Origin of the sequence: Larkinella rosea, assembly GCF_003858635.1 — a bacterium.
Taxonomy (GTDB): domain Bacteria; phylum Bacteroidota; class Bacteroidia; order Cytophagales; family Spirosomataceae; genus Larkinella; species Larkinella rosea.
In genome coordinates, this window is sequence record NZ_RQJO01000008.1 from 107,332 (window position 1) to 133,466 (window position 26,135).

A 26,135-nucleotide genomic window follows, 5' to 3' on the forward strand; every position below is an offset into this window, starting at 1 on the left:
TGTACTTTTGCCCTTTAATTATTTCATGACTGAATGCGGTAAAACAGTTTGTAACCACAGGAAGTTTATGAAAAACATTTTATACTATCCGACTCACTATGTTGATCACTCCCGGCAAGTTACTCGCCAAGATTGACACCCCGGACGACCTCCGTAACCTGTCTCAAACCGACCTTCCTCAAGTCTGTGCCGAACTCCGACAGTTTATTGTCGATAATGTATCGGTTTATGGCGGTCATTTTGGTGCCAGCCTGGGCGTTGTCGAATTGACGGTTGCCCTTCACTACGTTTTCAATACACCGGACGATCAGCTGGTTTGGGATGTGGGTCATCAGGCCTATGGTCATAAAATTCTGACCGGACGACGCGATATTTTTCACACCAATCGGTTTTACAAAGGCTTATCCGGTTTTCCGAAACGCAAGGAAAGTCCATACGATTCGTTTGGTGTCGGCCACTCATCCACGTCGATTTCGGCAGCTTTGGGAATGGCCGTCGCATCGCAACTCCAGAATAACCCGAAACGCCACCATATTGCCGTCATTGGCGACGGCGCCATGACCGCCGGTCTGGCTTTTGAAGGAATGAACCACGCCGGATCTACCGAAGCCGATCTGCTGATTATCCTGAACGATAACTGCATGTCGATCGATCCGAACGTGGGGGCATTGCGTGAATACCTGACCGATATTACCACCTCGCCGACGTACAACAAAATGAAGGACGAAGTCTGGAATTTGTTGGGCAAAATGAGCAATTTCGGCAAAAGCGCGCAGGATATCGTTTCAAAAATCGAAACCGGACTGAAAGCGTCGCTGATGCACCAGAGTAACCTGTTCGAATCGCTCCATTTGCGGTATTTTGGCCCCATCGACGGCCACGACATCGATCATCTGGTGAGCGTGATGAACGACCTGAAAGATATTCCCGGCCCTAAACTGCTGCACTGCCTGACGGTAAAGGGGAAAGGATACGGCCCCGCCGAAAAAGACCAGACCAAATGGCACGCGCCCGGTTTGTTTGATAAAGTGACGGGTGAGATCAAAAAGAAAGTCTACGACAAACCACAACCGCCAAAATACCAGGATGTTTTCGGGCATACGCTGGTTGAACTGGCGGAAGTCAACGAGAAAATTGTGGGCGTAACACCCGCCATGCCGTCGGGTTCGTCGATGAACATCATGATGAAGGCCATTCCGGATCGGGCTTTCGATGTGGGTATTGCCGAGCAACACGCCGTTACGTTTTCGGCGGGTATGGCAACGCAGGGACAGGTGGTTTTCTGTAATATTTACTCCACCTTCATGCAGCGGGCCTACGATCAGGTCATCCACGACGTCTGTATTCAGGAGTTACCCGTTATTTTCTGCCTCGATCGGGCCGGTTTCGCTGGTGCCGACGGCCCCACGCACCACGGTGCCTATGACCTGGCGTTTATGCGGTGCGTTCCGAACATGATCGTGGCCAGTCCAATGAACGAAAAAGAACTTCGGAACCTGATGTTTACGGCCCAGTCGGATACAATTCAAAAGGGCACTCAGGCATTTACCATTCGGTATCCGAGGGGCGAAGGCGTCATGCCCAACTGGCGCACTCCGCTGGAACAGGTCGAAATCGGAAAAGGACGTAAAATTCGGGATGGAAAAGACGTAGCGATTCTGACCATCGGACCCATCGGAAACTATGCCGTAAAAGCCTGCGAACTCCTCGAAACCGAAAACATTCAGCCCGCGCATTACGACATGCGGTTTGTGAAACCGCTTGATGAAGCAATGCTGCACGAAATATTCCAACGCTATGACAATGTCGTCACGGTGGAAGATGGTTGCCTGATGGGCGGTTTTGGCAGCGCAGTGATTGAGTTTATGACCGATCACGGATACGTTGCGCGGGTTAAACGGCTGGGCATTCCGGACGCGGTGATCGAGCACGGCGAACAAATCGACCTGCACCGCGAATGCGGTTTTGATCCACAGGGAATTGCCGATTCCGTTCGGGAACTGATTTATACAAAGCGGATCGTAACGGCTTAAGAACATAACCTTTCCAGGAAACGGTGGCGGGTCGCCGGTGTGATTGAATCGGGCGGGGGGTTTCTGCGGATATACCGTACAACTCCGTTTCAGCCATCAATCTCACCGGCGACCCACCGTTTTCTTCCTCCATTCAGATTCGTAAAATGCAGGTATTTAAATTCGGTGGAGCATCGGTAAAAACCGCCCAGGGAATGCGGAACGTTGCCGAAATCATTCAACAGCAACAACCCTATAAGCTCCTCGTAGTAGTGTCGGCAATGGGCGAAACCACCAATGCCCTGGAACAACTGACTTGGGCCTACCTTCGCCGACAAACCGATAAAGACCTCATCTGGCAGCAGATTCGCACGCAGCATGAGCAGGTTGTCGACGAACTGGCCGGTGACAATCCTGAAGCGTTTCAACCGGTTTATGATTTATTTGCCGAAGTAGAAACGATCCTGACGCAGGAACCGGAATCGCCGGTCGATCAGGTTTACGACCAATTGGTTTCGTTCGGTGAACTGCTGTCTACCCGAATTATCAATGCCTATCTGAACCAATCCGGTTTGGATTCTTACTGGGTAGATGCCCGGAGGCTGGTGCGAACCGACGACAGTTACCGGGAAGCAAAAGTAGACTGGAGCCAAACCGCCGAACACATTACCGACACGCTGGCCGATTTGCTGGAAACCAGTGTCGTGATCACGCAGGGTTTTGTTGGCAGTACGGGCGAAGGTCATACCACGACACTGGGCCGGGATGGCTCGGACTATACCGCGGCCATTTTCGCCTATTGTTTAAACGCCGAACGCGTAACGATCTGGAAAGATGTGCCGGGCGTGTTGAATGCCGATCCGAAGTGGTTCGATGAAACCGTCAAGATCGACCAGCTGACCTACCAGGATGCCATCGAACTGGCGTATTATGGCGCAACGGTTATTCACCCGAAAACCATCAAGCCGTTACAGAATAAAAACATTCCGCTGTTCGTCCGCTCGTTTTTGCAGCCACAGGAGTCCGGAACGGTGATCGGTCATTTTGAGAAGCACCTGCCCATTCCGTCGTTCATTTTCAAGATGAATCAGACGCTGATTTCGCTCCATCCGAAAGACTTTTCGTTCATTGCGGAAGAAAATCTGAGCAAAATTTTCGGGCAGTTTGCGGAATACGGCGTGAAAATCAACCTGATGCAAAATACCGCCATCAGTTTTTCGGTCGTAGTTGACCACCACCCGGAGCGGCTGGCCCGGCTGCTGCCGCAGTTACAGGAAGAATTTCGGATCAGTTACAATGAAGGCCTGGAACTCATCACCATTCGCCATTACGACGAGAAAACCATCGGACGAGTTCTGGTCAACAAAAAACTGCTGGTGGAACAGAAAAGCCGGTATACCGTACAACTGGTCGTGAAAGACCTCGGGCGGGTTCATGAAGGTTAAGACGTTCGGTTCATGTGAGCCCAAATAATGCAAATAAAAAGCGGAACGGGTTTTAAAAAACCGCCCCGCTTTTGAGTCAACGAGTTGATTTACTGCTTTGTATAAAACGGATCGAGAAATAAATACCGTGCCCGATTCGTCTCCATTTCCAGCCGGGTGTTGACGTCGATCTGCATGAACGGCACGGGATTGGCATTATTGATGGCGGGCCAGTTGGGCAAACCTTTTCCGTTGGGATTAGCGGTTTTGACAAAGTTGGCGAAGTAATTCTGCATCACTTCCGAAACTTTATGATCGTCGGGTGTCCAGGCATAGACTTTGTTTTTGGACAAATTGCCCATGGCATATTCGATTTCGGCCGAGTGAACGGCGCCCCGCGCGGGCGGTATTTTCACCGCGTTGGCATCTGTCGATTTCACAACGCCACCGGCCAGACCGGGAGCCGCATTGCCCATTTCGGGCACCATCGCCGGACGCGGGCGGGAGTAATAATAGCGATACACCGGTTTGCCACCGCCGGTTTTGCTCTGCAAATCGGCCCATTTCCAGGTGCTGTACGCTAAAAACCGGTCGCTCGCCAGCGCCGTCGCCGATTGCAGAATTTCTTCTTCCGTCGAACCTGGATACAGTTTCAGCACTTCATCGGCGCGGTCGTTGTAGAGCTTTTTAACGGCAGCCGCGTAATTTTCGGGCGTCGGTTTTTCCTGTCCCAACACCGCCCGGGCGTTCATTTCCTCCGAATTCCATCCGGCCAGCAGCGGCACATGCGCCTGTTCGCCCGCCGTAAAAATTTCCATGGGTGGTTTTGGGAAAAAATAACCATCCACCGTCGCACTGAAACGCGGAGCCCCCGGTTTTCCCGTCGCTTCGAGCAATTGATCGGCTGGCATTGCTCGTAACTCCGCCAGTGAATTGCCACCGACGGCCTTCGCAAACGCCGTACCGCTTTCTTCGCCTTTCGCCAGCGGAACCGGCGGCAAACCGCCCAGCAACGAACCGCTTTCACCAATGGCTCCGGCTATCAGGTTTTTCGATAACGGCGAAGCCATCAAACCGCTCACCGCAATCGATCCGGCCGACTCACCCGCAATGGTCACCCGTTTGGGATCACCGCCAAAAGCTGCAATGTTCTGCTGCACCCAGCGAAGGGCCGCCGTCATGTCTAAATAGGCATAATTGCCAGACGAATGATTGGGTGATTCCTTCGTCAGCTCCGGGTGCGCCATAAAGCCAAAAACGCCCAGCCGGTAGTTCACCGTCAGGGCTACCATGCCTTTTGTCGCCATGCTTTCGCCGTCGTAACGGCCTTCCGAACCGTCACCCGCGATAAAACCGCCCCCGTAGAAATACACCAGAACGGGCAGTTTTTCATTGGCCGATTTGGCGGGCGTCCACACATTCAGGTAAAGACAATCCTCACTCATGCCGTCCGAACGGAATCCCATATCGCCAAAAACCGCCCGTTGCATCGCTCGTGGACCAAATTTGTCGGTTTTCCGAACGCCCTGCCAGTTCTTGACGGGCTGGGGTTCTTTCCAGCGCAATTCGCCAACCGGCGGCTGGGCAAACGGAATGCCTTTGAACGCGCGGATGCCGCTGGCTTCGGTCACGCCTTCGACGGTGCCGTTGGCGGTTTTGACTTGCGGTGGGGTTTTGTTCAACTGCGCGTCGGCAGTCTGAGCCACCTGAATACTCAAGGCAAGCAGAATTAAAAGGTTTTTCATACTCTTTTGTTTCGTGTAAAAAATGAGAAATTGCACAACGCCCATCAAAAGCCAACCGTTTAGCACCAAGCCAATCTTTTATTGTCTCATTTCGTGAACAATAATAGAGATTTACTGAAACCTTTACAACGGGCGATTCGTAAAGCCCATGTCGAAATGACGCCGATCCGCCTGGAACTTACCACCCCGCCCAACGACGACCACCGCCCCGTGTTTGTCTCCGGCCATTTTTGCCAGTGGTACCCGGATGTGGACCGGTTTCGAATGCGGCAGATAGGGCCGGGGAAATACGCCATTGCGTTTCCGGCGCAGTTGCCGCTGGAATACAAATACACGCGCGGAAGCTGGGATTCGGTCGAGCTGGACCAAAGCGGGGAAGCTATTCCCAACCGGATTTCCCGACGAAAAACCGGGACGCGCCGGGATGTTGTGCCGCACTGGCGCTGGTATGGTTTGCCGTTCAATCCGGTTTTTCTGCCCAACGTCAGCCTGGTCAGCGACGCATTTGAAATCCCGCAACTCAACCGAAACCGCCGGATTCGGGTGTTGCTGCCCTGCGATTACGATGCTTCCAGCATGCATTACCCGGTTTTGTACCTGAACGACGGGCAAAATCTGTTCGGCGAAGGTTCGGCATTCGGAAACTGGACGATCGATCAGAAACTGGCGGTTCTGGCGCACCGGCATCACCACAAACTCATTGTCGTCGCCATCGATCACGGGGAAAGTGACCGCATTGCCGAGTTTTTACCCTACAACACGCGACTGGCCGACGGGCTGGGAAAGCTTTTCCTCGATTTTATCGTTCACACCTTAAAACCGCACATTGACGCCCATTATCGGACGTTGCCGGAGCGGGCATATACCGGCATCGGCGGCAGTTCGATGGGTGGTTTGATCAGCGTGTATGCCGGTTTGCTTCACCCGGCGACATTTGGTAGATTGATGATTTTTTCGCCCTCGCTTTGGGCCGCTCCCAAAGTGTATGCCGACGCGTTGCGGTTTTATTATCCCGAACCGACGAAGGTCTATTTATATGGCGGGAAACAGGAGTCGAAATACATGGTTCCGGCCATTCAGCGGTTGCAGGAGTCGCTTCTGCGGCAAAAACACAATCAGCCCAAACTTCATCTTTCCGTTGATCCGAAAGGAAAACACACCGAAAACCGCTGGGGCCGGGAATTTCCGCAGGCCGTGGAATGGTTGTTTTTTTGATCGCAATTTTTGCGCTACCTTGGTTCTGTATGCAAATTCAACTGACGACCACTCAACCGCTGTCTTCCGACACGCTCATCATACCGGTTCGGCAAACCGACGAACTACCGGACACCCTGACCGCATTAGCCAACCGATTCAACCTGACACCGGCGGTTTTACAACACGATTTCAAAGCCGATTTCAAAGAAGTAATTCCTTTTTATCAACCTGACGGACGCAAAACGTACCTGCTGGGTTTGGGGAAAGAACCGACCCGCATGGTCTGGCTGCGGGCCTTTCGGGATTTGTTTTTCAGACAGAAAGACCGGCTGACCCCAACCGTCGGCGTTGACCTGACCGGTATTGCTGCCGACGTCCTTGAGAGTATTGTTTTGGGCATTCGCTGGGGTGGCTACGAGCTGAAACTGCACGGTACGGACAGACCCAAAACCGCCGATTTTTATTCGGAAGAAGGCATTCTGGAAATCTACATCGCGGATCAGCAGCAGGGTATGGCGGAGGAAGTTCTTCACCGCGCCGAAGCCATCGCGGCCACGCATCGCCAGATTCTGGATCTGATGAATTCGCCGTCGAACTACAAAATACCGCAGGTTCTGGCCGACTGGGCAGTGGCTTCCGGCCAACAATACGGGTATTCGGTCACGGTTTTCGACAAAACAGAAATCGAGCGACAGGGACTGCTGGCCTTGCTAAGTGTCAACAAAGGCAGCGAGCATCCACCGGTTTTTATCATTGCCGAATACAAACCGGACCATCTACCGAATGCGAAAAAAGTGGGCTTGGTCGGCAAGGGCGTCACGTTCGATACAGGCGGCATTTCCATCAAACCATCGACCGGCATGCACCTGATGAAGAGCGACATGGGCGGGGCGGCTGCGGTTTTGGGAACGATGGAAGTGGCCGCTAAACTTCGTTTGCCGGTGCATCTGATCGGTATTATTCCCTCGACGGAAAACATGGTGGACGGCGCTGCCACCAAACCCGGCGACGTCATCGGTTCGTACCTGGGCAAAACCATCGAAGTGATCGACACCGACGCGGAAGGGCGCATCATTCTAGCCGACGGTTTGGGCTACATGGTCCGGAATTTCCAGCCCGATGTCCTGATCGATCTGGCGACATTGACCGGCAGTGTGATCGGCACGCTGGGCTACCATGCCGCCGGTTTGTTCAGCAACAACGACGAATTGACCAGTCAATTGCTTAAATCCGCCAGCGAAACCGGGGAGCGACTTTGGCCGTTGCCGCTCTGGGATGTTTACAAGGAAGACATTCAATCGGACGTGGCCGATCTGAAGAACTTCAGCGGAAAACCGATGGCGGGCGCGATCAGTGCCGCCAAATTTCTGGAAATATTCACCGAAGAACACCCCGCCTGGGCGCATCTGGATATTGCCGGCATGGCATTTACGGACACCGAATTTGGTACACAAAAGAACGCCACCGGTTTCGGGATTCGGTTGTTGATTGATTTTTTAAGAAATATGTAGGATTTTGATAGGAACGCGGATTGAACGGATGTGACGGATTTTCACGGAAAAATCAGTTTTAATCTGTTGCATTCGTTCAATCCGCGTTCCTATCAAAAAAAATGATTGTATAAACTCATGAGCCAGCCACTCTCTTTTCTTTGCATCTCAACGTATTTCAAAGGGGAAGCGTTTTTGAAAGCCTGTAAGGAAGCCGGAAATACCGTTTATCTGCTGACATACGAGAAACTGGCCGATCATCCCTGGCCCAAAGAAGCCGTCGATGAGTTCTTTTATTTGCCGTCACAGGATAATTCGTCGCAGAATCTGGATCGGATGATCAATGGGCTGGCGCACACGATGCGGTCGCGGAAAATCGATCGGGTGGTGGCAATGGATGATTTTGACGTGGAAAAGGCGGCACTGGTACGCGAAACCTTCCGGATTCCCGGCATGGGGCAAACCACGGCCCGGTTTTTTCGCGATAAACTAGCGATGCGGATGCGGGCGTCGGCGGAAGGCATTCGGGTTCCGGCGTTCAGCAGTCTGTTTCACGACGAAACCATCACTGATTTTCTGCGGACTACCGAAGCGCCCTGGCTCATCAAACCGCGCTCGGAAGCTTCGGCCACCGGAATCAAAAAAGTGCATTCGCTCGACGAAGCCTGGCAGGTGATTCATTCACTGGGCGACAACCGGCACCAGTTTCTGATCGAGCAGTTCAAACCGGGGCGGGTTTTTCACGTCGATTCGCTGTCGCAGGACGGCCAAACGATTTTCACCCGCGCCAGTCAGTACCTGGCTACACCCATGGATGTGGCGCACGGCGGGGGGGTGTTCCGGACGGCGGTTTTACCGTTCGATTCCGGCGAAGCCCAACGATTGTATGAACTGAACGATGCGGTTTTGAATGCATTCCGGATGCAGTACAGTGCGTCGCATTCCGAATACATCCGGGGCGACCACGACGGCGAATACTACTTTCTGGAAACTTCGTCGCGCGTGGGGGGCGCCAACATTGCGGAACTGGTGGAAGTGTCGTCCGGCATCAATCTCTGGGCCGAATGGGCGAAACTCGAAAGCGCGATGGCGCGCAACGAACCGTATCAATTACCGGAGGTGCAAAACCACTACGCCGGGTTGATTATTTCGCTGGCCCGGCAGCAATGGCCCGACACCAGCGGTTTTACGGACGAGGAAATTGTGTGGCGCATGAAGAAAGAATACCACGTTGGTTTCATCGTCAAATCGCCCGACCGCGAGCGCGTTCTGCAACTCCTCGACACCTATATGGAGCGGATTTACCAGGAATACCACGCGTCTGCTCCGGTGCCCGACAAACCGACGAATTAGTCCTCCTGAAATTTATGCATCTGAATCCCAATGGATTCCATCAGCTGGCTGGCGTTGAAACTGCGGCAAACGCCGTTCCGTAGTTGGTAGTCGAAATGCAGCTTGCCGTCGATCACGTCGGAGTTGAAGCTGTAGTTGTGAACAAACGGATGTATGGCCGCCAGTTCGCCCAGTTCGACGTCGTGGGTGGAAACAAAACCGGAGGCCGAGGTTTCGTGCAATTGCAGAATCAACGCCCGCGCGCCCCGGTGCCGGTCGGCGGAGTTGGTACCTTTCAGAATTTCGTCCAGAAAATACAAAACCGGCCAGTTGGACGTTTGCCGCGTGCGGTCGATGAGCGTTTTCAGGCGTTTCAGTTCGGCGTAAAACGAGGAGGTGTTTTCCTCCAGCGAATCCTGCGTCCGCATGCTCGTAAACACCTGAACCGGTGAACAGATCAGCTTTTCAGCCGAAACGACCGAGCCCGCTAATGCCAAAACCACGTTCGTCCCGATCGTCCGGAGAAATGTACTTTTTCCGGACATATTCGAGCCGGTAATCAGAATCGTTTGCCCGTTTCCGTCAATTTTCAGCGAATTGGCAACGCCTTTGTTCGCCATCAGCATCGGATGTCGGGCTTGTCGGGCGTCGAGTTGCAGCGTTTCGTTCGCAAACTCCGGAACTGCGTAGTCGGGATGCGCATAGGCCAAACCAGCCAGACTGTTCAAGGCTTCGGCTTCGGCCAGCGCGTCAAGCCAGTCGTTCAGGTGCGGGCCGTACGTCTGTTTCCAGCGGTCGAGGGCCTGTAAATAATGAATATCCCAAAGGGTAAAAATGCCGAACAGGAGAAAGAAATACGGGTTTCGGCGGAAATTCAGGTTCTCGACCAAACCGCTCAGTTTCCCGATCGCATCTGCTGCCGAGCGGTTTTCGAGATTCGTCACGGTTTGTAGGCGGTGCAGAATAGCCGATTCAAAACGTGGATTTTCGAGGTGTTTCAGCAAATCGCGGTAGGTTTTCAGTGCCTGCGACATGGCAAACGTCTGTTCGCTGACATTTTTAGCGCGTTCGGCCACCTGACCCAGCAACACCCCATGACCCAGCAACGAAGCGGTTACGGCCCAGCCCGGCAAATGACCGTTCAGCCAGAACGCGATCAACGTCAGCGTAATAGCCGGAAACAGCCAGCGGGCCATGGTAAAAAAAACCGGTAATGGCTCTGTGGGCTTTGTAGCCCAGTCTTTCAGCACTTCGGGTGTTTCGCCAACCGAGGGATTGAGGTACGCCAGAGCCGCCAGTTCCTGCCGCCAGTCGAGCAGCGGTTTTAATTCCGCAACGGCATCCTGACGAAGTACTACTTCGCTGATGGGCACGGGCGATAGCAGATAAGACGCCAGTTTCTGGCTTCCTTCGTACGTATAGGTGCGGTTTAGCAACCGAAAAAGGGAATGATTGCCAAAAATATCGAGGTCACCGGCGTAGGGATGGTTGGCGTCGGCAAAGTTCAGACCGGTTTCGGGACGCAGGAATTTCCGTTCCAGCCGGGCGGTTTCGTCGCGGTTGATGAACGCCAGCCAGCGGGCGCGATCCCGTCGGCGCTGAACGGCCTGGTGGCGTTTCAGCAGGACGAGAAAACCGACAATGCCGAGCAAACCGACACCGATAGCCAAACCGGTTTGCGATCGATCGATCAGGAAGTACAACAGAAAAGCGGCACCAACAAACCAGATAACCCGAATGATCGCCAGCCGGTTATAACCCGCACGGGCCTTTAATTCTTCCTGTAGGAATTGCGTTTCGCGTTCGGCGAAAATAGATTGGGGCATTAGTTCGCAGTGTTTTTATTACAAAGCGAACACACGCCCTGAATCAACAAATTGGTTTCTTTCCGGCTATAGCCCGACGGCAAACTAACGGCCGGAATCAGTGTATTTTCCAGACAGGTGGTCAGGCCACAGTTTTCGCATTTGAAATGAACATGATCATGGTGGTGGTGATCATGGGCGCAGGCTTCACGACAGAGGGCGTATTTCAAACCGCCTTCGTCGTCCAGCACCTTGTGCAGAATTCCTTTATCGACAAACGTCTTCAGTGTCCGGTAAATCGTTACCCGGTCAAAGTCGTCTTTCAGGCTTTCTTCAATATCATGGTGCGCCAGGGCATAATTGGCGGTAAAAAACGTATCCAACACTTCCTCCCGACAACTGGTATGTCGCAGGTGGAAGTCGTCCAAAGTCTGTTTAATGGCCGTGTTCATCGAATAAAAGCCGGTGCGGCATGTTAACTATCCGTCGTTTCAAACTGTAATTTAACCAAATTGGCGTATAAACCGTCTTCCAGCATGCTCAATTCTTCATGTGTACCGGTTTCGCTGATCAGCCCTTCGCGAATCACGTAAATGGTGTCGACCTTCCGAATCGTGGCCAGCCGGTGCGCAATGATGATGGTCGTGCGGTTTTGCATCAACTCGTCCAGCGCTTCCTGCACCAGCCGTTCCGACTCCGCATCGAGCGAACTCGTGGCTTCGTCCAGAATCAGGATCGCCGGGTCTTTCAGAATGGCGCGGGCAATGGCAATCCGCTGCCGCTGACCGCCCGACAGTTTAACGCCCCGTTCTCCGACAATCGTCTGGAATTTCTCCGGAAACGATTCGATAAAGTCCAGCGCGTTGGCTTTTCGGGCCGCATCCATCACCTCAGCGGTGGTTGCTTCCGGTTTTCCATACTGGATATTTTCAAAAATCGTACCGCCAAACAGAATGACTTCCTGCGGCACCACGGCAATATTTTGGCGCAAAAACCGGATGTCGATGTCCTGAATGGGTCGCCCGTCGATGGTGATCGAACCGCCATTCGTGGCATAATACCGCAGCAACAACTGCACAATCGTCGATTTTCCGGCCCCGCTCTGGCCCACCAGCGCAATTTTATTTCCCGACGGCACCTGCAGCGAAACGCCTTTCAACACCTCGACATCGGGCCGCGACGGATACGAAAAATGAATGTTGCTGAATTGAATGTCGCCATTCAGGGGAAGGGCCAATGCGGTTTTTTCGGCCGTCGGCAGTTCTACTTCGGAGGTTTCTTCCAGTATATCCAGAATCCGTTCCGAGGCTCCGATCGTCCGTTGAATCTGGGCGTACAGATCGCCCAAACCACCCACCGCGCCACCGATATACATCGTATAAATCACAAACGTCACCAGTTGCGCAAAGGTCAGTTCGCCCGCCAGCATCAGTTGTGCACCGTACCAGACAACGCCGACAATGCCGCCAAACAGCGCAAAAACGATGAACGACACAAAACCGCCCCGAAAATTTGCCACCCGAAGGGAATTCTGAACGACTTTGTCGAGTGCCGTCGAATACCGCCGGACTTCGTATGGTTCGTTCGTAAAGGCTTTCACGACGCTCACCGATTGCAGGGTTTCTTCGACCACGACGTTGGCCTGTGCCAGTTCGTCCTGCGCTTTTTTCGACAGTTTGCGGATGAATTTTCCGAAGAAAATGGCCGCGATGATCACCACCGGAATCGTTGACAGCATAAAACCGGTTAGCTTCAGCGAGGTGAAGGAAATCAGCGCAACCCCGGCCAGCAAGGTGATGATCTGGCGGAGAAATTCGGCCAGTGTCGTCGACAAAACGTCTTGCAATTGCGTCACGTCCGACGAAATGCGGCTGGTCAGTTCGCCCACGCGCCGTTGTTCGAAGAAGTGGATCGGCAGCGTAATGATTTTCTGGTAAACCGCCCGCCGAACATCGGCCATCGACCGCTCGCTAACCTGCGAGAACAGATACACGCGCGCAAACGAAAAACCGGATTGAATCACCAGCAAGCCGAATAAGAGCAGGGTGATCTGATTCAGCGAACCCGCCTGCATTTTGTTTTCAACTACTTTCAGGATGTCGCCCAGCAGTTTCGGGAACACCATCGTCGTCGCCGACGACAGCAGCAAAAACACGAGCCCAACGATAAAATACCCCCGATACGGTTTGATAAACCGGAATAACCGCAACGATTTTCGCAGCGCATCCCGCGTCAGTTTTATTTTTTTATCTTCTTCGTTCCCATCGGAACCCCAACCTCGCTTTGCCATTTCTGTTGTTTTCCATAGGGTCGGCTAACCGCCCATTTTATTGTATTATTGATCGTCTTTTAATCCTTTATACCCCGATTTTTCGAAAATATCCCGCGCATTGCTGTTGTCCATCAGCGTTTTAATACCCGGCTCTTTCTCGTCGTAATATTTCCCGACAATCCGCCAGCCCAGCCAGCGGCCAATGGCACCGGGGCTTTTCGAACTAATTTCCGCTGTAAAGGGCCGCTCGGACATATACCGGTTTTTAATCGCCGGATTTACTTCAAAAAGCAGTTTGGCGTCGATAAAATAGGCCCAGATGTCGGATTGGACATTATTCATCTGCGTCAGTTGCTGATCGGTATACCCAATAATCAAGCTGTCGGGCGTTTCGGGCAGCATGGTTTTTGTAAACACGTAGCCTTTTCCGTAATAAACCATATCGGCCAGCAGCGTCTGGTCCTGTTGATTGGTTTTGTTGAACCGGTCGGAGAGAGCGAAGAGGATGGTTGGCACGATGAATTCTTTCTGATACCGGCGCAAAATGTAGGCCGGGAATTCCCGAGGGCGGTATTTGGCCTTGGGTCCCGCGAAATAATCCAATCCGATCACAATCAATGTGTCGCTGATCACCAGATCCGGGCCCATAAAACCGGAGACCATCGTAGCGATCTTCGGCGGTTTAAAGTCCGGGAAGTTTTCGTGAATCCGGTTGAACGATTCCGACAGCAACCCCTGAATATCGCCGAGCGTTCCAAACTCCGCATTCACCTGCTTGTACAATACGTCAAGCTCCTTATCGTTAACTCGTTTGAGTAATTCGCTCACCAGAGCCGTGTCTTTGCCAAAGGCGGTGGTGCCGAAGTAGACCTGAGCAATGTCCTTGTGTTTATCCAGCCACTGACTGACGTCGGCCGGTTTTCGCGAGGCAAAAAGCTCCTGTTCGGGCTGCTCGACGGTTACCAGCTCCTCGGTTTTGGAACACGCGTTGAAAATGAGTATACTTACTAAAGAAAAAATAACCGGCGAAATCTTCATCCTTGCAATTGGGCTTCTCTTGGAAACATACAAATTTATGAAAAAGTTGGGTTCATACCGGCGTTTGGGTCAGATGATTGCAGGAACGGCTCTGCTTTTGGGGTTGGTCTGGAACGCCCACGCGCAGGGCCGGGTGACCGTGCAGGAACCCAACAAAACGAACCGGACGTCGGACGACGACGGCTGGGGTCAACCGGCGCCCCGAAAAAATAACCGCCGGAGTGACAACCAGCCACGCCCAAATCGGGAGACGGAGAAAGTTTTTCGCCGGATTCAGGAAGAAGAAATCGATTATGCGCCCCCACAAAAGCTGATTGAAATGAGTTTTCGCGTGGCGCCGTCGGTGACGTTCAATACTGCTGAAGGATTTAATTCCTACGCCGGTTTTCGGACCAACGGCGCGGCCATGCGGATGAGCATTGGGCCCAGCATCGATTATTTCTTTTTCAAAGATCGGTATTCCTTCAGCTCCGGGCTTTGGTACACGATTCAGCGGTCGGGCTACCGGATTCCGGGCCAATTTGGGCAAGTCGTTTGGGACCCCGGTGCCAAAATTCAGCAGTCGTCCTACAATTTGCAGCTTTTGCAACTACCGGCCGCCGTCAAAATGTACGCCAACAACCTGTTTCCCAACGCCCGGTTTTACATTCAGACCGGCGGGTTGATCAACATCAAACTGGCCGAAAAACCGCTCGATTCGGCGCATAATGCGTTGTTTCAGTACGCGGAAGATGGCGGAAACTACAGCCGGCAATACAGCCGCGCCAGCCTGAGTTTGCTGCTCGGAACCGGGATCCAATACCGGCTGAACCAGAGCCAGGCGTTGCTGTTCGGAATCAGTTACCAGCGCGGTTTGACGGATGTGGCCCGGGCGCGCGATCTGGTTTCGAAAAACCACGCCGTTTCGCTCGATCTGGGGCTGAAATTCTAGCGGTTTTGTTCATTCAGCAGCAGGTCGATATCCTGAATGATGCGGTCGGCTTCGACGGCCACTGTGCCGTTGTACAACCCGCGAATATGCCCCCGCTGATCGACCAGAATCAGGTTTTCGGTGTGTAAAAACTGCGCGGAACCGTTGAGAAAACCCTGCTCTTTTTCAATGAAATAACTCAGCCGGGCGATGGTGTTGATCGATTTCCGTTTGCCGGTTAGTAAATGCCATTGCTGTCCGTCAATTCCTTTCCGCCCGGCGTATTTCTTCAACACGCTGACACTGTCGCGCTCGGGCGTCACGCTGTGCGACAGGAATTTTACCGCCGGATTACCTCGGTATTTCTGATAAACAATCCGGACGGTTTCCATCATTTTCGGACAAATAGAAGGGCAGGCCGTGAAGAAAAAATTGGTGAGATACACCGAATTTTCGACGTCGTTTTCCGTAATCGTCTCCCCAGACTGGTCGGTAAACCGAAAAGGTAAAACCGTATGCAGGGTGTCGATCCGGTTTTGGTCCGTCGTCCAAATCGGCGTAAAATCGGGTGTGTGGTAGTAGGGAACGCCATCCGGTTTTGAGCATCCCGTTACCAGCAAACTACTCAGAAACAACCCGAACCGAATCGTTTTGCCAAACTGATTTACAATTTTTGCGGCCGATGTTGCCGTAATTCCGGCCGTTTCGGGTTTCGTAATTGGCGACGATTGTTCCGTCGGCATCCCAAACCTGTTGCAACCCCTGTTCGTAGCCCGCCCGATACTGCGTTTGTTTGAAAAGCCTCCCGCTGGCGTGCCATTCTTTCTGAATTCCATGGAATAAATCCCGCTCAAACAGGTACTCAAACCGCTTTTTGCCATTTTCCCAATAACCGACGTGTCGGCCTTCTTTTTCTCCCTTATTAAAAAGTCGCACCTCCTGTAACCGCCCTTTGAAATACCAGACTTTCTGGATTCCGTGTTCCCGCCCGTTCCGGTATTGGTACAGAAAAACCGTATCGGCGTGGTCATTCAACCGAAACAGGCCTCCCGTAAACGGTTTTCCATCCCGGTAACAGCGTCCATTTTGCTGCAAAACCGTTACCGAATCGACGTTTAGGGGCACCCGCTTTTGGGTGAATTCGCCCGTGCAGGAAACCAGTTGGACAGCGGCAAAAACCAGCAGTGCGAGCGGGCTATTTGGTATACGTCCCCGGCGTTCCATAATAGCCATTGCCGTTGATGTAAGGATCGGCGGCTGTAATGTGATAATGGTAAATGCCGGACGGAAAATCCGCCGTTGCGTGGCTGTGGCCGTGGTATTTATCCAGATTCGTGACCAGCTTGCCATTCTCAATGGGGCCGTAAACCGGAAAACCGTCGAGCAGAAAACCCATCAGGGCTTCTTTGCCTTTGTTGGTGGTCAGAAACGTTGGCTCAGCGTGGTAGTGATAATCGCCAGCCTGCGCGGGGTGACCGTTGTATTGGTCAAAACCGTTGACCTCGTCTGTCAACGCGGCTCGCATGGCAGCATATTGATTGAAGAACGGCACGCCGTTGAGCGAAACCCCGATGGGGCCACCGTCTGTTGCCGATTTGCCGACAGCTTCTTTCGGCGCAACGGGCAACCGGAACGTATAGTTGAACGACGCTATTTTGTTGGGATTCTGATGCCAGGCGGCATTGGTCCCGTTATAGGCTTCGTATTGCGCGGTGGCCCACTGCGTGTTCTGGAAATAAGGACTTTTATGATCGGGAACGCCCGTCGTTTTGATCAGGATGTAATCGCCGGATCGCGTAATACTAGTCGCGCCGTAGATTTTTCGGTACACGTCCGGAACATCCGTGGTTTCAATCGACGACTCCGGATCGTCGTCATTCATGCAGGAAACAGTTAGCGCGGTTCCGGTTAGCAGCGTCAACGCCGTCAGGACGAGTGACAGAAAAGGCTTATTCATGAATCGATGGGCTTTTCTTTTAGACGCAGAGAATCGTCAAAAGCACATTTCAGGGGAAAAAAACTTCTGATACTGACGAAGAATTACGAAAAAGACAGGGTTAAGCTTCTGAAAACCAGTTATTTGACTTTACGAATTCAAATAGCCCATATCTTTCAGATTCTGCTCCGGCGAAGTTAGCCGGATGGTTCGGCCACCGGAATGGAGGAAATAAATGGAATCGCTCAGGTCCAGTACGGACCGGTAGAGATGATCGGATAAAAGAATGCCTTTTCGCTGGGATTCCTGTCGAATGGTTTTCTGCAACTGCTCGACCTGAACCGGCATCAGGTGTGAAAAAGGTTCGTCCAGCAAAACAAAAGCCGCGTCCGATTTCAAAATCAACAAAATTTCCGCCAGCCGTTTCTCTCCGCCTGATAATTTTCCAAACGGCTGATTTTTGAACTGCCCAATTGCTCGATATTCCTCCGCTAGTTCGCGTATATCCACACCATACCAATCAAAAGCCGCCTGGATCGTCAGCGACGGTGGCACGAACGGGTGTTGGGGTAAATACCGGATCAAACCGGGTTGCTGATACGGTTTTCCGATGTAGTGTCCATTTACCCGCACCGACTGCCATTCGGTCGGCATCAGGCCCATGATGCTTTTCAGCAGGCAGGATTTACCGCTGCCGTTTCGGCCCAGCAAACCCGTAATCCGACCGGTTTGCAACTTGACGTAAACACTCTGGAGAATTTTCTGCTCGCCAAATTGCAGCCAGATGCCATCAGCTTCCAGGGTGGTTGGCAGGCCGTTCATAAAATCAGAAGCAGTTGATACGTAACCAATGTCAGCAGAAAACCGATCAGCAAATCGATGGTAAATGCCCCGCCGAACAGGACTTTTTCAGCTAGTCCTAAGTTGTAGTAAAACCAGAATTGCGCTTTGTAGATTTTGCGGGTTACATACCAGATACCGGCGTTGGAAAGTAGTTTAAACCATAAAGAGCTGACGATGTAAAGATGTAGATAGGTGGTGAGCTTCGGCCAGAAAGCCCAAAGCAAACCCAGCGTCAGGGCGTTGCTGAACAACCAGAACGATCGGTAAAAGAGCCAGATTGCCCGGACTTTGGGAGGGAACATAGTTGATTGATTTGGGGCAAAATAGCGGTATTTAGATTGATTTGGAACGCATTAACATACTTTAACAGGAGAACGAAAAAGCAGTTGAAAATCGGTAGCCAAAATCGACTAACACCCTGTTGTGCCAAATCAAATGCTTAGGTTGCTAAAACCGGTGATTGGGTGTGCTGATACATCAGGAACCTTCAACGTATAAAACATCCCGTTGAACAAATAAAACTATTACCATTTTTTGTAAATTGGATGCTGAAATTTTAGCATCTATACATGAAATACTACCGTTACATTTTACTTTTTTTGTTACCGACTTTTTCAGTTCACGCCCAGACGATTTACAAAGAGTCCGAAGTTGACTCGGCCGCGCGGCCTCTTGGAGGATTGCCTTTGTTAGAAAAATTTATTGATGCCAACCGGCGAATGCCGTACGCAGCCGAAGTGGATCAGGCGAAAGGCAGTGTCATTCTGTCGGGCGTGGTAGAACCCAATGGCACGGTTTCAGAGGTCAAGACACTCCGCAGCCTCCGCCCCGACTGCGACCGGGAGGCCATCCGGGTTTTCAATGCGTTCAAGGCCTGGAAACCAGCGTTAAAGGGAGGAAAACCAGTTCGGCAGGAGCTTACCTTTACAGTTCCGTTCACGTCCGTTGAATTGAATGCTAAACCAGACCGGATCATCCGATATTACGATAAAAAAGGAGTGCCGGTCGCAGATGAAGCTAACTCTGTTTATCAGTTTGTGACGGTTGTCGACTCACTAGGCTATCCGAATGCGGCTCCCATTATTTATCGAAAATCGGGGAAAAACTGGAAAGAAGTTGAACGCTATCAATTGAACAAAGAACCCTTTACGTACCATAACGAGGATGATCCGGCGCTACCCGATTCGGTAGAAGCTTACCGGCTTGAAATCATTGATAAAATGAATACTGCCCAGGAAACTCACTATTCATTTTTTACGGACGGATCGCCCTTGTCAAAAGTGACGTTTCGCAATGGAAATCACACCCAGTCTTCACGCTTTTATTACCGGAATGGCCTAGTCAGGAAGATGGAAGAATTTGTTGAAGACTATAAAACCCACCAATGGCTCTGGTATCCGAATGGTCAGCTTCGTCAGCAAGCGCAACGCCAATCGTCCCCCCAGACGGGCCCTGAATTTCAGGTTTTGAGTCAGTGGGATTCGTTGGGAAGGCCAACCGTTGTGAACGGAGCTGGCCAGGCCACGTTTGAATCCCGGAGAAGCAAGAGTCGATTTTTGGAAAGTGGAGCGGTGAAACAAGGGCTGAAGGACGGCGAGTGGACTGGTCGGCGAAGTGATGGCTATCTGGAATACCGGGAAACATACGACATGGGCAAGTGTCTTTCCGGAAAGTTTTATGCCGAAAATGGAGAGGTTCTGACTTATACCGAGCCGGAAATAATGCCGGATTTTAAAGGCGGCAGAACCGCGTTAGGGCGGTTTTTAGCCACTACGATGCGGTATCCGCCGGAAGCTGCACGGGCGAAATTACAGGGAAGGGTGTTTGTTTCTTTTGTAATTGACAAAGAGGGAAATGTTGAAAATGTAAAGGTCTTAAAGGGTATTGGCGCAAGTGCCGACGAAGAAGCCGTTCGGGTGGTGAAAGCAACCAGTGGACAATGGATACCCGGTGTCGAACGAGGTCGGAATGTAAAGGTACGATTCAACCTCCCCATTAACTTTGAGTTGGAGTAAAGACCAGCCATCGGGCTATGGCAGCATAGCAGAAGCGATAGAATCCGTTTTAAAAATAAAATGTTGGCACAAGCAAGTAGGATTATTACCAGATTTTATAAATTTAATTCCAACATTTTCTTATCCACCCATGAAACATTGGTTTTATTCCCTACTCTTTCTGCTGATAACGCAGGCGGCAATCGCCCAAACGATTTATAAAGAGTTTGAAGTTGATTCCGCTGCGAAACCGCACGGCGGTTTGCCACTGCTGGAGAAGTTTATCGATGTCAACCGGCGAATGCCCTACGCAGCCGAAGTGGCCCGCGTCAAAGGCACGGTTATTCTGTCGATGGTTATTGAACCGAACGGCACGGTTTCAGAGATAGCGGTTTTGCGCAGCCTTCGCCCGGATTGTGATCGTGAAGCGATTCGGTTGCTACGCTCGTTCAAAGCCTGGAAACCAGCCCTGAAAGCCGGTCAGTCGGTTCGGCAGAGTTTAACCTACACCATCCGGTTTACGCCCTCGGCCACCCAAAGCGAACCCGGTGCGATCACCGCGTATTATGGCAAAGATGGCAGCGCGGTTGCTGGCGAAGCACAGGCACAGTTCAAGCTGATGACTCCCGTCGACACCCTGGGATTGCCCAACGGAAATCCGGTTATTTCGGAGCGGAAAGGGAATAAATGGCAGAAAACCGTAGAAAATAGTTTTGAACGAATACCGTATAACCGCGCCAATGAAGATGATCCCTCCCTGCCGGATTCAATCCCGGCAATCCGTCTGGCAATCAAAGACCCGCAGTATCAATTTCTGAATGGAACGATTTATTCGCTGTATCCGAACGGGGTGATTATGGCCCGGGAACCGTACGACGATGGTCGACGGATCGGGCGATCGATTTATTATTACCGCAATGGATTGGTTAAATTGATTAGCGAAATCCGGCCGGATGGAAAAACGGAAGAATGGGCCTGGCATCCAAACGGGCAGCTACGGCATGTTTTGATGAGAAAACTGGTGGCGATGTCACCTGAGGAAATTGAATTGTTCAGCCAGTGGGATTCAACCGGTAAACAGTTGGTACAGAACGGGCAGGGAACCGCCCGGTTTTTGTCCAGACAGGACGGTAAATGGGTAACGGAAACCGGCCTGATCAAAGAACAACGAAAAGAAGGGCTCTGGTTAGGCCGGTTTGACGACGGTAAACTGGCTTTCCGGGAATCGTACCAGAACGGCAAATGTGAATCCGGAGTCGCTTATTACGAATCGGACTCCCTAACGTATACCGATCCGAATCAAAACCCTGAATTCCAGGGCGGTTTAAATGGTTTGGGACGGTTTCTCTCGGCCAACATCCGTTATCCGGTGGATGCTTCCAGAGCTGGAATCCAGGGTAAAGTTTTTGTCAGTTTTGTTGTTTGCCAGGACGGCTCACTCTGCGATTACGAAGTGCTGCGGGGTGTTCACCCGAGTGTCGATAACGAAGCCTTGCGGGTCGTGAAAGCGTCGAACGGAAAATGGAAACCGGGCGCCATTCGGGGAAAGCAAGTGCGGGTTAAGTACAACCTGCCCATCAATTTTCACTTGCAGTAGCGCGGGTTTAAAAAGGCTCGCAGCTCCACCAGCCAGAAGCCGCGAGCCTTTTCGTGATTAGTTAATGGTATCAAAACCGCAATACGGCACCAGCACTTCTGGGATCCGGATGCCTTCGGGTGTCTGGTTATTTTCCAGAATGGATGCCAGAATTCGGGGTAACGCCAGCGCCGAACCGTTCAGGGTGTGCAGCAACTGGGTTTTTCCTTCCACGCGTGACCGGAGTTTCAGCCGGTTGGCCTGAAAGGTTTCAAAATTGGACACCGAGCTTACTTCCAGCCAGCGTTGCTGAGCCGCCGACCAGACTTCCATGTCGTACGTCAGCGCGGACGCAAAGCCCATATCGCCCCCGCAAAGCCGCAGCACGCGGTAGGGCAGTTCCAGTTTCTGCAACAGCGATTGCACGTACTGGCTCATTTCCTCCAGTGCCTGGTAGGATTCTTCCGGTTTGCGGATTTGCACAATCTCCACTTTATCAAACTGGTGCAAGCGGTTCAGACCGCGAACGTGCGCACCCCAGGATCCGGCTTCGCGCCGGAAACAGGGCGTGTGACCCACATTCTTCACCGGCAATTGATCGTCCGGCAAAATGACGTCGCGGTACAAATTGGTAATCGGAACTTCAGCCGTCGGAATCAGGTAGAGTTTATCTTCCGTGGCGTAATACATCTGCCCTTCCTTGTCGGGTAACTGGCCGGTGCCGAATCCGGAATCTTCGTTGATCAGAATGGGCGGCTGAATCTCGAAATAACCGGCTTTCAGGGCTTCGTCCAGAAAGAAATTGATCATCGCCCGCTGAATCCGTGCTCCTTTGCCCCGATAAACCGGAAAACCGGCCCCGGTAATTTTATTGCCCAGCTCGAAATCGATGATCCCGTATTTTTTGATCAACTCCCAATGCGGCTGAGCGCCTTCGGGTAAAACCGGAATTTCGCCGTGCTGCAAAACTACTTCGTTTTCTTCGGGTGTACGGCCTTCGGGCACGCTGCTGTGCGGCAGATTCGGCAAGGTGACCAGCACTTCCTGCAATTGCTGCTCGGCGATTTTCAGGCTTTCTTCCAGTTCTTTCGAGCGCGTTTTCAGCTCGGCGGTTTCGACTTTGGCCGCATCCGCTTCCGCTTTTTGTCCGGCTTTCATCAACGCCCCAATCTCTTTGGCTTTCGCGTTGGAGCGAGTCAGCACATCTTCCAGTTCTTTTTGAGTATCCCGCCGTTGTTGATCAAACGCCAGCACCTGCTCGACGGCGGTTTCGGCGTTGGCAAACCGTTTCTTTTTCAGGCCCGCCAGCGTGGTTTCTTTGTTATCGCGGATGAAAGGAAGTAAAAGCATGGTTATTCAGGTAATAACTGCCGGATGGCAGCGATGAATTGCCTTGTTTTATCGAAAAGGAAATTGTGCTAATGACTTTTTTAGCATCCAATTCCAACTCAAAAAGCTGATCCCGGATCGTATTTTTCAAATCACCAGTCACTTTTCCAGAAGTAAGCACCAAAAAATCCCAGTCCGAATCCTTCCGGTGATCCCTGCGCGCGGGATCCAAACAGATACACATCCGCCTGTGAATCAATGGAGTGGATCGATTCCTTGACCTTTTGGAGAAATGCTTTATTGGTTAACCGGGCCATATCACAATGGATAAACCGTAAAGGTAGTCAGGCCCGTGCGGTTTTTAAAAACCGCACGGGCTTTGGGTCGTCTTTCAGGCTTCTCCCAAATTGAATAGTCCTTCGTTGAGGGCATTCAAGGCTTCGGCTTTGTACCGACCGTGCATCAACAATGAAATGTTATGTTCGGTGCCGCCGTACGAAATCATCCGGATCGGAATGCCTTCCAGCGCTTTCAGCACCTGCAGGGCAATACCGGCATGGTCGGCGCTGAAATTACCCACGATGCACACAATGGTCTGGTCGTAATCCGGTTCTTCCAGGTCACAGAACGTCCGCAGTTCGGCCATCAACTCGGTCAGGTTATCGGTCTTGTCGATCGTGACCGAAACCGATACTTCCGAAGTTGCAATCAGATCGACCGGCGTTTTGTATTTCTCGAACACCTCGAAAATCCGGCGCAGAAAACCGTAGGCATTCAGCATCCGTAGCGAATGGATGTACAAGGCCGTAATGCCGTCTTTGGCGGCCACGGCTTTGAACACCTGATCGGAAGTTTTGCTGGCGATCAGCGTACCTTCGGCTTGCGGGTCCATCGTGTTTTTCAGGCGAACCGGAACACCGAACATCTTCGCCGGGGTGATCGTAGACGGGTGCAGGATTTTTGCCCCGAAATACGCCAACTCGGCCGCTTCTTCAAACGTCAGTGCCCGGATCGGGAAGGTTTTCTTGACAATCCGCGGATCGTTGTTGTGCATGCCGTCGATGTCGGTCCAGATCTGGATTTCGTCGGCCCGGATGGCTCCGCCGATCAGCGAGGCCGTGTAATCCGAACCACCGCGTTTCAGGTTATCGACTTCGCCACGCGGATTTCGGCAGATAAATCCCTGGGTCACAATCAGTTTTTTATCGCCGTGCGCCCGCAGCAACTCCCGCAGTTTCCGCTCCGTAAAATCCAGCTCGGGTTCACCGTCGGCATCCACCCGCATAAACTCCAGCGCCGGCAGCAAAATGGACTCTTCGCTGGACTCTTCCAGACAAGCCTGAAACATCTGCGTACTCAGCAATTCGCCTTCGGCCACCAGTTCCTTTTCCTGTTTCAGCGTAAACGGACGAATCCGGGTCAGCGACCGAATGAACGAGAACTCGTTTTCGATGATCTTCTGACCTTTCGTCAAACCGTCGGACGTCTTGTACAATTCGCGCACGAACGAATCGTAATGCGCTTTCAGGTGCTCGATTTTTTCGGCTGCTTCCTCCGGCTGATCCGCTTTCAGGGATTCGGCAATGGACAACAGCGCGTTGGTGGTACCGGACAAAGCCGACAGAACGATGATTTTTTGCTGATCATCGGAAGTAATCAGGTTGCGGATCGAATGCATTCGTTCGGGCTTGCCAACGGACGTTCCGCCAAATTTCCAGACTTGCATGGTTTTGGAATGAGTGAATGAGTGAATAGCTTTGCCATTTTCTGCTCCCTGCGGAGCTATTCACTCATTCAAAATTAGATTTTTGGTGAATAACTATAAACTTGTTGCTGTAAGCCTAACATTTTGATGGCTGTCATGGCGGCTTCGTCGCCTTTGTTGCCGTGAATCCCACCTGCGCGGTCGAGGGCCTGCTGTTGGTTGTTGGGCGTCAGAACGCCGAAAATGACCGGTTTTCCGGTATTGACGCCAACCTGCGTCAAGCCCTGCGCCACGGCGTGGTTGATGTAATCGTTGTGCTTGGTTTCGCCCTGAATCACGCAACCCAACGCAATGACGGCATCGATATCGTTGCGTTGGGCAAACCACTGCGCGCCCAGACTCAGCTCAAAACTACCCGGAACGTTGCCCCGGATCACGTTTTCGGCAGCGGCTCCGTAGTGCAGCAAAGTCTGGTAAGCTCCTTCGAACAGGGCTTCGGTTACTTCAGCATTCCACTCGGCCACCACAATGGCAAACCGCCGTTTACTGATATCGGGGAGGTTATCGGTTGAAAAAACACTCAGATTCTTTAATTCACTTGCCATGGACTATGAGTACGGTGATTAAAATGATACTGATGATGGATTAAGATGGATTTGGAGTAAATACAGAGATCAAAATTAGAAATCATAGTTATCATTTTAATCACCGTAATCATAGTCCAAAAAGAAAGGACAAAACCGGTCGGCTTTGTCCTTTCGCAATGGGTTGTTTCAACGCTGCTTACGACTCACCGACAGTGCTTTCCAGCACGGATTTATACTTCTTGGCGTTGGCCGCTTCCGAAGAGGTTGGGTATTTGTCGATGATCGAACCATACGTATCAATAGCCTCCTGATTCTGTTTGCTTTGCTCGTAGGCAACCGCCAGCTTCATCAGGTAACCGGGCGTAAATTGTGCGTTAGGCTTATAATCAGCTGCTTTTTTATAATAATCGATAGCGTCGCTGTAGGATTTCTTTTCCATGTATGCATCACCGATCAGCGCATACGCACGCGCCTGCACCAGCAAATCCGACGAACTGAATTTCTTCAGCCGGTCAATGGCGTCGTCGTATTTACCTAATTTCAGCAGCGCAAAACCGGACCGGAAGTTAGAGATATTACCGGCAGGTGTTGCACTGTTTTCGTCTGCAATGGTGAGTAAGCCTTCGTTAGCTCCGTTGCCGTTCAGGGCCTTTTTGAGCGAATCCGCTTCCCATTCGTAGACCGACGGGAACATGGCCGTCTGGGCTTCCTGATCCTGACTGTCAATCCAATACCGGTAACCGATAAAACCGGCCACTATCAGGACAATACCGCCTAACAGACCCAGAACCAGTTTCTGGTTTTTCTCAAAAAACAACTCCGCCTTCCCTAACGAACCCGCCAACGCAGCGGGATCTTCCAGAAACTCCAGTTTGGAGTTTGTTTGTGTCTTACTCATTTATAATTAGACAAAATTTCGGACTGCAAATTTAGTAAATCT

General features: G+C 51.8%; 23 protein-coding genes. 8 read left to right on the forward strand and 15 right to left on the reverse strand.

What is annotated here, in order from left to right; genetic code table 11:
- Positions 1-98 precede the first annotated feature (98 nt).
- The gene (gene dxs, locus EHT25_RS09310) at positions 99-2,033 is read left to right on the forward strand and encodes a 1-deoxy-D-xylulose-5-phosphate synthase (RefSeq protein ID WP_124873733.1); all 1,935 of its coding nucleotides are present in this window, start codon (positions 99-101) and stop codon (positions 2,031-2,033) included.
- 146 nt (positions 2,034-2,179) lie between these two features.
- Complete coding sequence (locus EHT25_RS09315) at positions 2,180-3,457, forward strand: aspartate kinase (RefSeq protein WP_124873735.1); 1,278 nt, start codon at positions 2,180-2,182, stop codon at positions 3,455-3,457.
- 89 nt (positions 3,458-3,546) lie between these two features.
- On the opposite strand, the gene EHT25_RS09320 is transcribed toward EHT25_RS09315, so the two are convergent.
- A complete protein-coding gene (locus EHT25_RS09320; RefSeq protein WP_124873737.1) occupies positions 3,547-5,181 on the reverse strand; it encodes a carboxylesterase/lipase family protein in 1,635 nt (544 codons plus the stop codon).
- 156 nt (positions 5,182-5,337) lie between these two features.
- Here EHT25_RS09320 and EHT25_RS09325 point away from each other — a divergent pair, with 156 nt between their 5' ends.
- The 3 genes from EHT25_RS09325 (at position 5,338) to EHT25_RS09335 (ending at position 9,221) form a co-directional block, all read left to right on the forward strand.
- Positions 5,338-6,396, forward strand: a complete 1,059-nt coding sequence (locus EHT25_RS09325) for an alpha/beta hydrolase (RefSeq protein ID WP_124873739.1) — start codon at positions 5,338-5,340, stop codon at positions 6,394-6,396.
- A 29-nt stretch (positions 6,397-6,425) separates the two neighbouring features.
- Positions 6,426-7,889, forward strand: coding sequence for a leucyl aminopeptidase family protein (locus EHT25_RS09330; RefSeq protein WP_124873741.1), 1,464 nt, complete (start codon positions 6,426-6,428; stop codon positions 7,887-7,889).
- 117 nt (positions 7,890-8,006) lie between these two features.
- Complete coding sequence (locus tag EHT25_RS09335; protein ID WP_124873743.1) at positions 8,007-9,221, forward strand: ATP-grasp domain-containing protein; 1,215 nt, start codon at positions 8,007-8,009, stop codon at positions 9,219-9,221.
- Here the strand turns inward: EHT25_RS09335 and EHT25_RS09340 are convergent.
- From EHT25_RS09340 to gldB, 4 genes are read right to left on the reverse strand one after another with little or no spacing between them, the layout of a single operon-like run.
- A complete protein-coding gene (locus EHT25_RS09340; protein WP_124873745.1) occupies positions 9,218-11,026 on the reverse strand; it encodes a MutS-related protein in 1,809 nt (602 codons plus the stop codon). The two genes, EHT25_RS09335 and EHT25_RS09340, sit on opposite strands and share 4 nt — an antisense overlap.
- Positions 11,026-11,457 carry a Fur family transcriptional regulator gene (locus EHT25_RS09345; protein ID WP_124873747.1) on the reverse strand — a complete coding sequence of 144 codons (432 nt, stop codon included), beginning with the start codon at positions 11,455-11,457 and terminating at the stop codon, positions 11,026-11,028. Before EHT25_RS09345 ends, EHT25_RS09340 begins: the two co-directional genes overlap by 1 nt.
- Before the next feature lie 23 nt (positions 11,458-11,480).
- Positions 11,481-13,295 carry an ABC transporter ATP-binding protein gene (locus EHT25_RS09350; protein ID WP_124873749.1) on the reverse strand — a complete coding sequence of 605 codons (1,815 nt, stop codon included), beginning with the start codon at positions 13,293-13,295 and terminating at the stop codon, positions 11,481-11,483.
- 45 nt (positions 13,296-13,340) lie between these two features.
- The gene (gene gldB / locus EHT25_RS09355; protein ID WP_124873751.1) at positions 13,341-14,315 is read right to left on the reverse strand and encodes a gliding motility lipoprotein GldB; all 975 of its coding nucleotides are present in this window, start codon (positions 14,313-14,315) and stop codon (positions 13,341-13,343) included.
- A gap of 37 nt (positions 14,316-14,352) precedes the next feature.
- Here gldB and EHT25_RS09360 point away from each other — a divergent pair, with 37 nt between their 5' ends.
- The gene (locus EHT25_RS09360) at positions 14,353-15,246 is read left to right on the forward strand and encodes a porin family protein (protein WP_124873753.1); all 894 of its coding nucleotides are present in this window, start codon (positions 14,353-14,355) and stop codon (positions 15,244-15,246) included.
- Here EHT25_RS09360 and EHT25_RS32640 read toward each other — a convergent pair.
- The 5 genes from EHT25_RS32640 to EHT25_RS09380 form a co-directional block, all read right to left on the reverse strand.
- Complete coding sequence (locus EHT25_RS32640) at positions 15,243-15,860, reverse strand: SCO family protein (protein ID WP_185731321.1); 618 nt, start codon at positions 15,858-15,860, stop codon at positions 15,243-15,245. The genes EHT25_RS09360 and EHT25_RS32640 overlap by 4 nt on opposite strands.
- The gene (locus tag EHT25_RS32645) at positions 15,847-16,458 is read right to left on the reverse strand and encodes a toxin-antitoxin system YwqK family antitoxin (protein ID WP_221622262.1); all 612 of its coding nucleotides are present in this window, start codon (positions 16,456-16,458) and stop codon (positions 15,847-15,849) included. The genes EHT25_RS32640 and EHT25_RS32645 overlap by 14 nt, the downstream gene beginning before the upstream one ends.
- Positions 16,421-17,182: a YHYH protein gene (locus EHT25_RS09370; protein WP_124873757.1), complete on the reverse strand. Its 762-nt coding sequence runs from the start codon at positions 17,180-17,182 to the stop codon at positions 16,421-16,423. The genes EHT25_RS32645 and EHT25_RS09370 overlap by 38 nt, the downstream gene beginning before the upstream one ends.
- Positions 17,183-17,311: 129 nt before the next feature.
- Positions 17,312-17,983 (reverse strand): ATP-binding cassette domain-containing protein, encoded by a 672-nt coding sequence (locus EHT25_RS09375; RefSeq protein WP_124873759.1) that lies wholly within the window; start codon positions 17,981-17,983, stop codon positions 17,312-17,314.
- Positions 17,980-18,306: a hypothetical protein gene (locus EHT25_RS09380; protein ID WP_124873761.1), complete on the reverse strand. Its 327-nt coding sequence runs from the start codon at positions 18,304-18,306 to the stop codon at positions 17,980-17,982. The genes EHT25_RS09375 and EHT25_RS09380 overlap by 4 nt, the downstream gene beginning before the upstream one ends.
- A gap of 267 nt (positions 18,307-18,573) precedes the next feature.
- Here EHT25_RS09380 and EHT25_RS09385 point away from each other — a divergent pair, with 267 nt between their 5' ends.
- Both EHT25_RS09385 and EHT25_RS09390 read left to right on the forward strand, forming a co-directional pair.
- Positions 18,574-20,019, forward strand: coding sequence for an energy transducer TonB (locus EHT25_RS09385; protein ID WP_124873763.1), 1,446 nt, complete (start codon positions 18,574-18,576; stop codon positions 20,017-20,019).
- Between the two features lie 130 nt (positions 20,020-20,149).
- On the forward strand, positions 20,150-21,595 hold the full coding sequence (locus tag EHT25_RS09390) for a TonB family protein (RefSeq protein WP_124873765.1): 1,446 nt from the start codon (positions 20,150-20,152) through the stop codon (positions 21,593-21,595).
- Positions 21,596-21,652: 57 nt separating this feature from the next.
- Here the strand turns inward: EHT25_RS09390 and serS are convergent, their stop codons facing one another.
- The 5 genes from serS to EHT25_RS09410 all read right to left on the reverse strand — a co-directional run bounded on the left by serS (position 21,653) and on the right by EHT25_RS09410 (position 26,093).
- A complete protein-coding gene (gene serS / locus EHT25_RS09395; protein ID WP_124873767.1) occupies positions 21,653-22,924 on the reverse strand; it encodes a serine--tRNA ligase in 1,272 nt (423 codons plus the stop codon).
- Positions 22,925-23,055: 131 nt separating this feature from the next.
- Complete coding sequence (locus tag EHT25_RS32650; RefSeq protein ID WP_185731323.1) at positions 23,056-23,220, reverse strand: nucleotidyltransferase domain-containing protein; 165 nt, start codon at positions 23,218-23,220, stop codon at positions 23,056-23,058.
- A 74-nt stretch (positions 23,221-23,294) separates the two neighbouring features.
- Positions 23,295-24,629, reverse strand: coding sequence for an aspartate kinase (locus EHT25_RS09400; RefSeq protein ID WP_124873769.1), 1,335 nt, complete (start codon positions 24,627-24,629; stop codon positions 23,295-23,297).
- 74 nt (positions 24,630-24,703) lie between these two features.
- Positions 24,704-25,213, reverse strand: a complete 510-nt coding sequence (gene ribH / locus EHT25_RS09405) for a 6,7-dimethyl-8-ribityllumazine synthase (protein ID WP_124873771.1) — start codon at positions 25,211-25,213, stop codon at positions 24,704-24,706.
- 178 nt (positions 25,214-25,391) lie between these two features.
- Positions 25,392-26,093: a tetratricopeptide repeat protein gene (locus EHT25_RS09410; protein ID WP_124873773.1), complete on the reverse strand. Its 702-nt coding sequence runs from the start codon at positions 26,091-26,093 to the stop codon at positions 25,392-25,394.
- Positions 26,094-26,135: the final 42 nt, after the last annotated feature.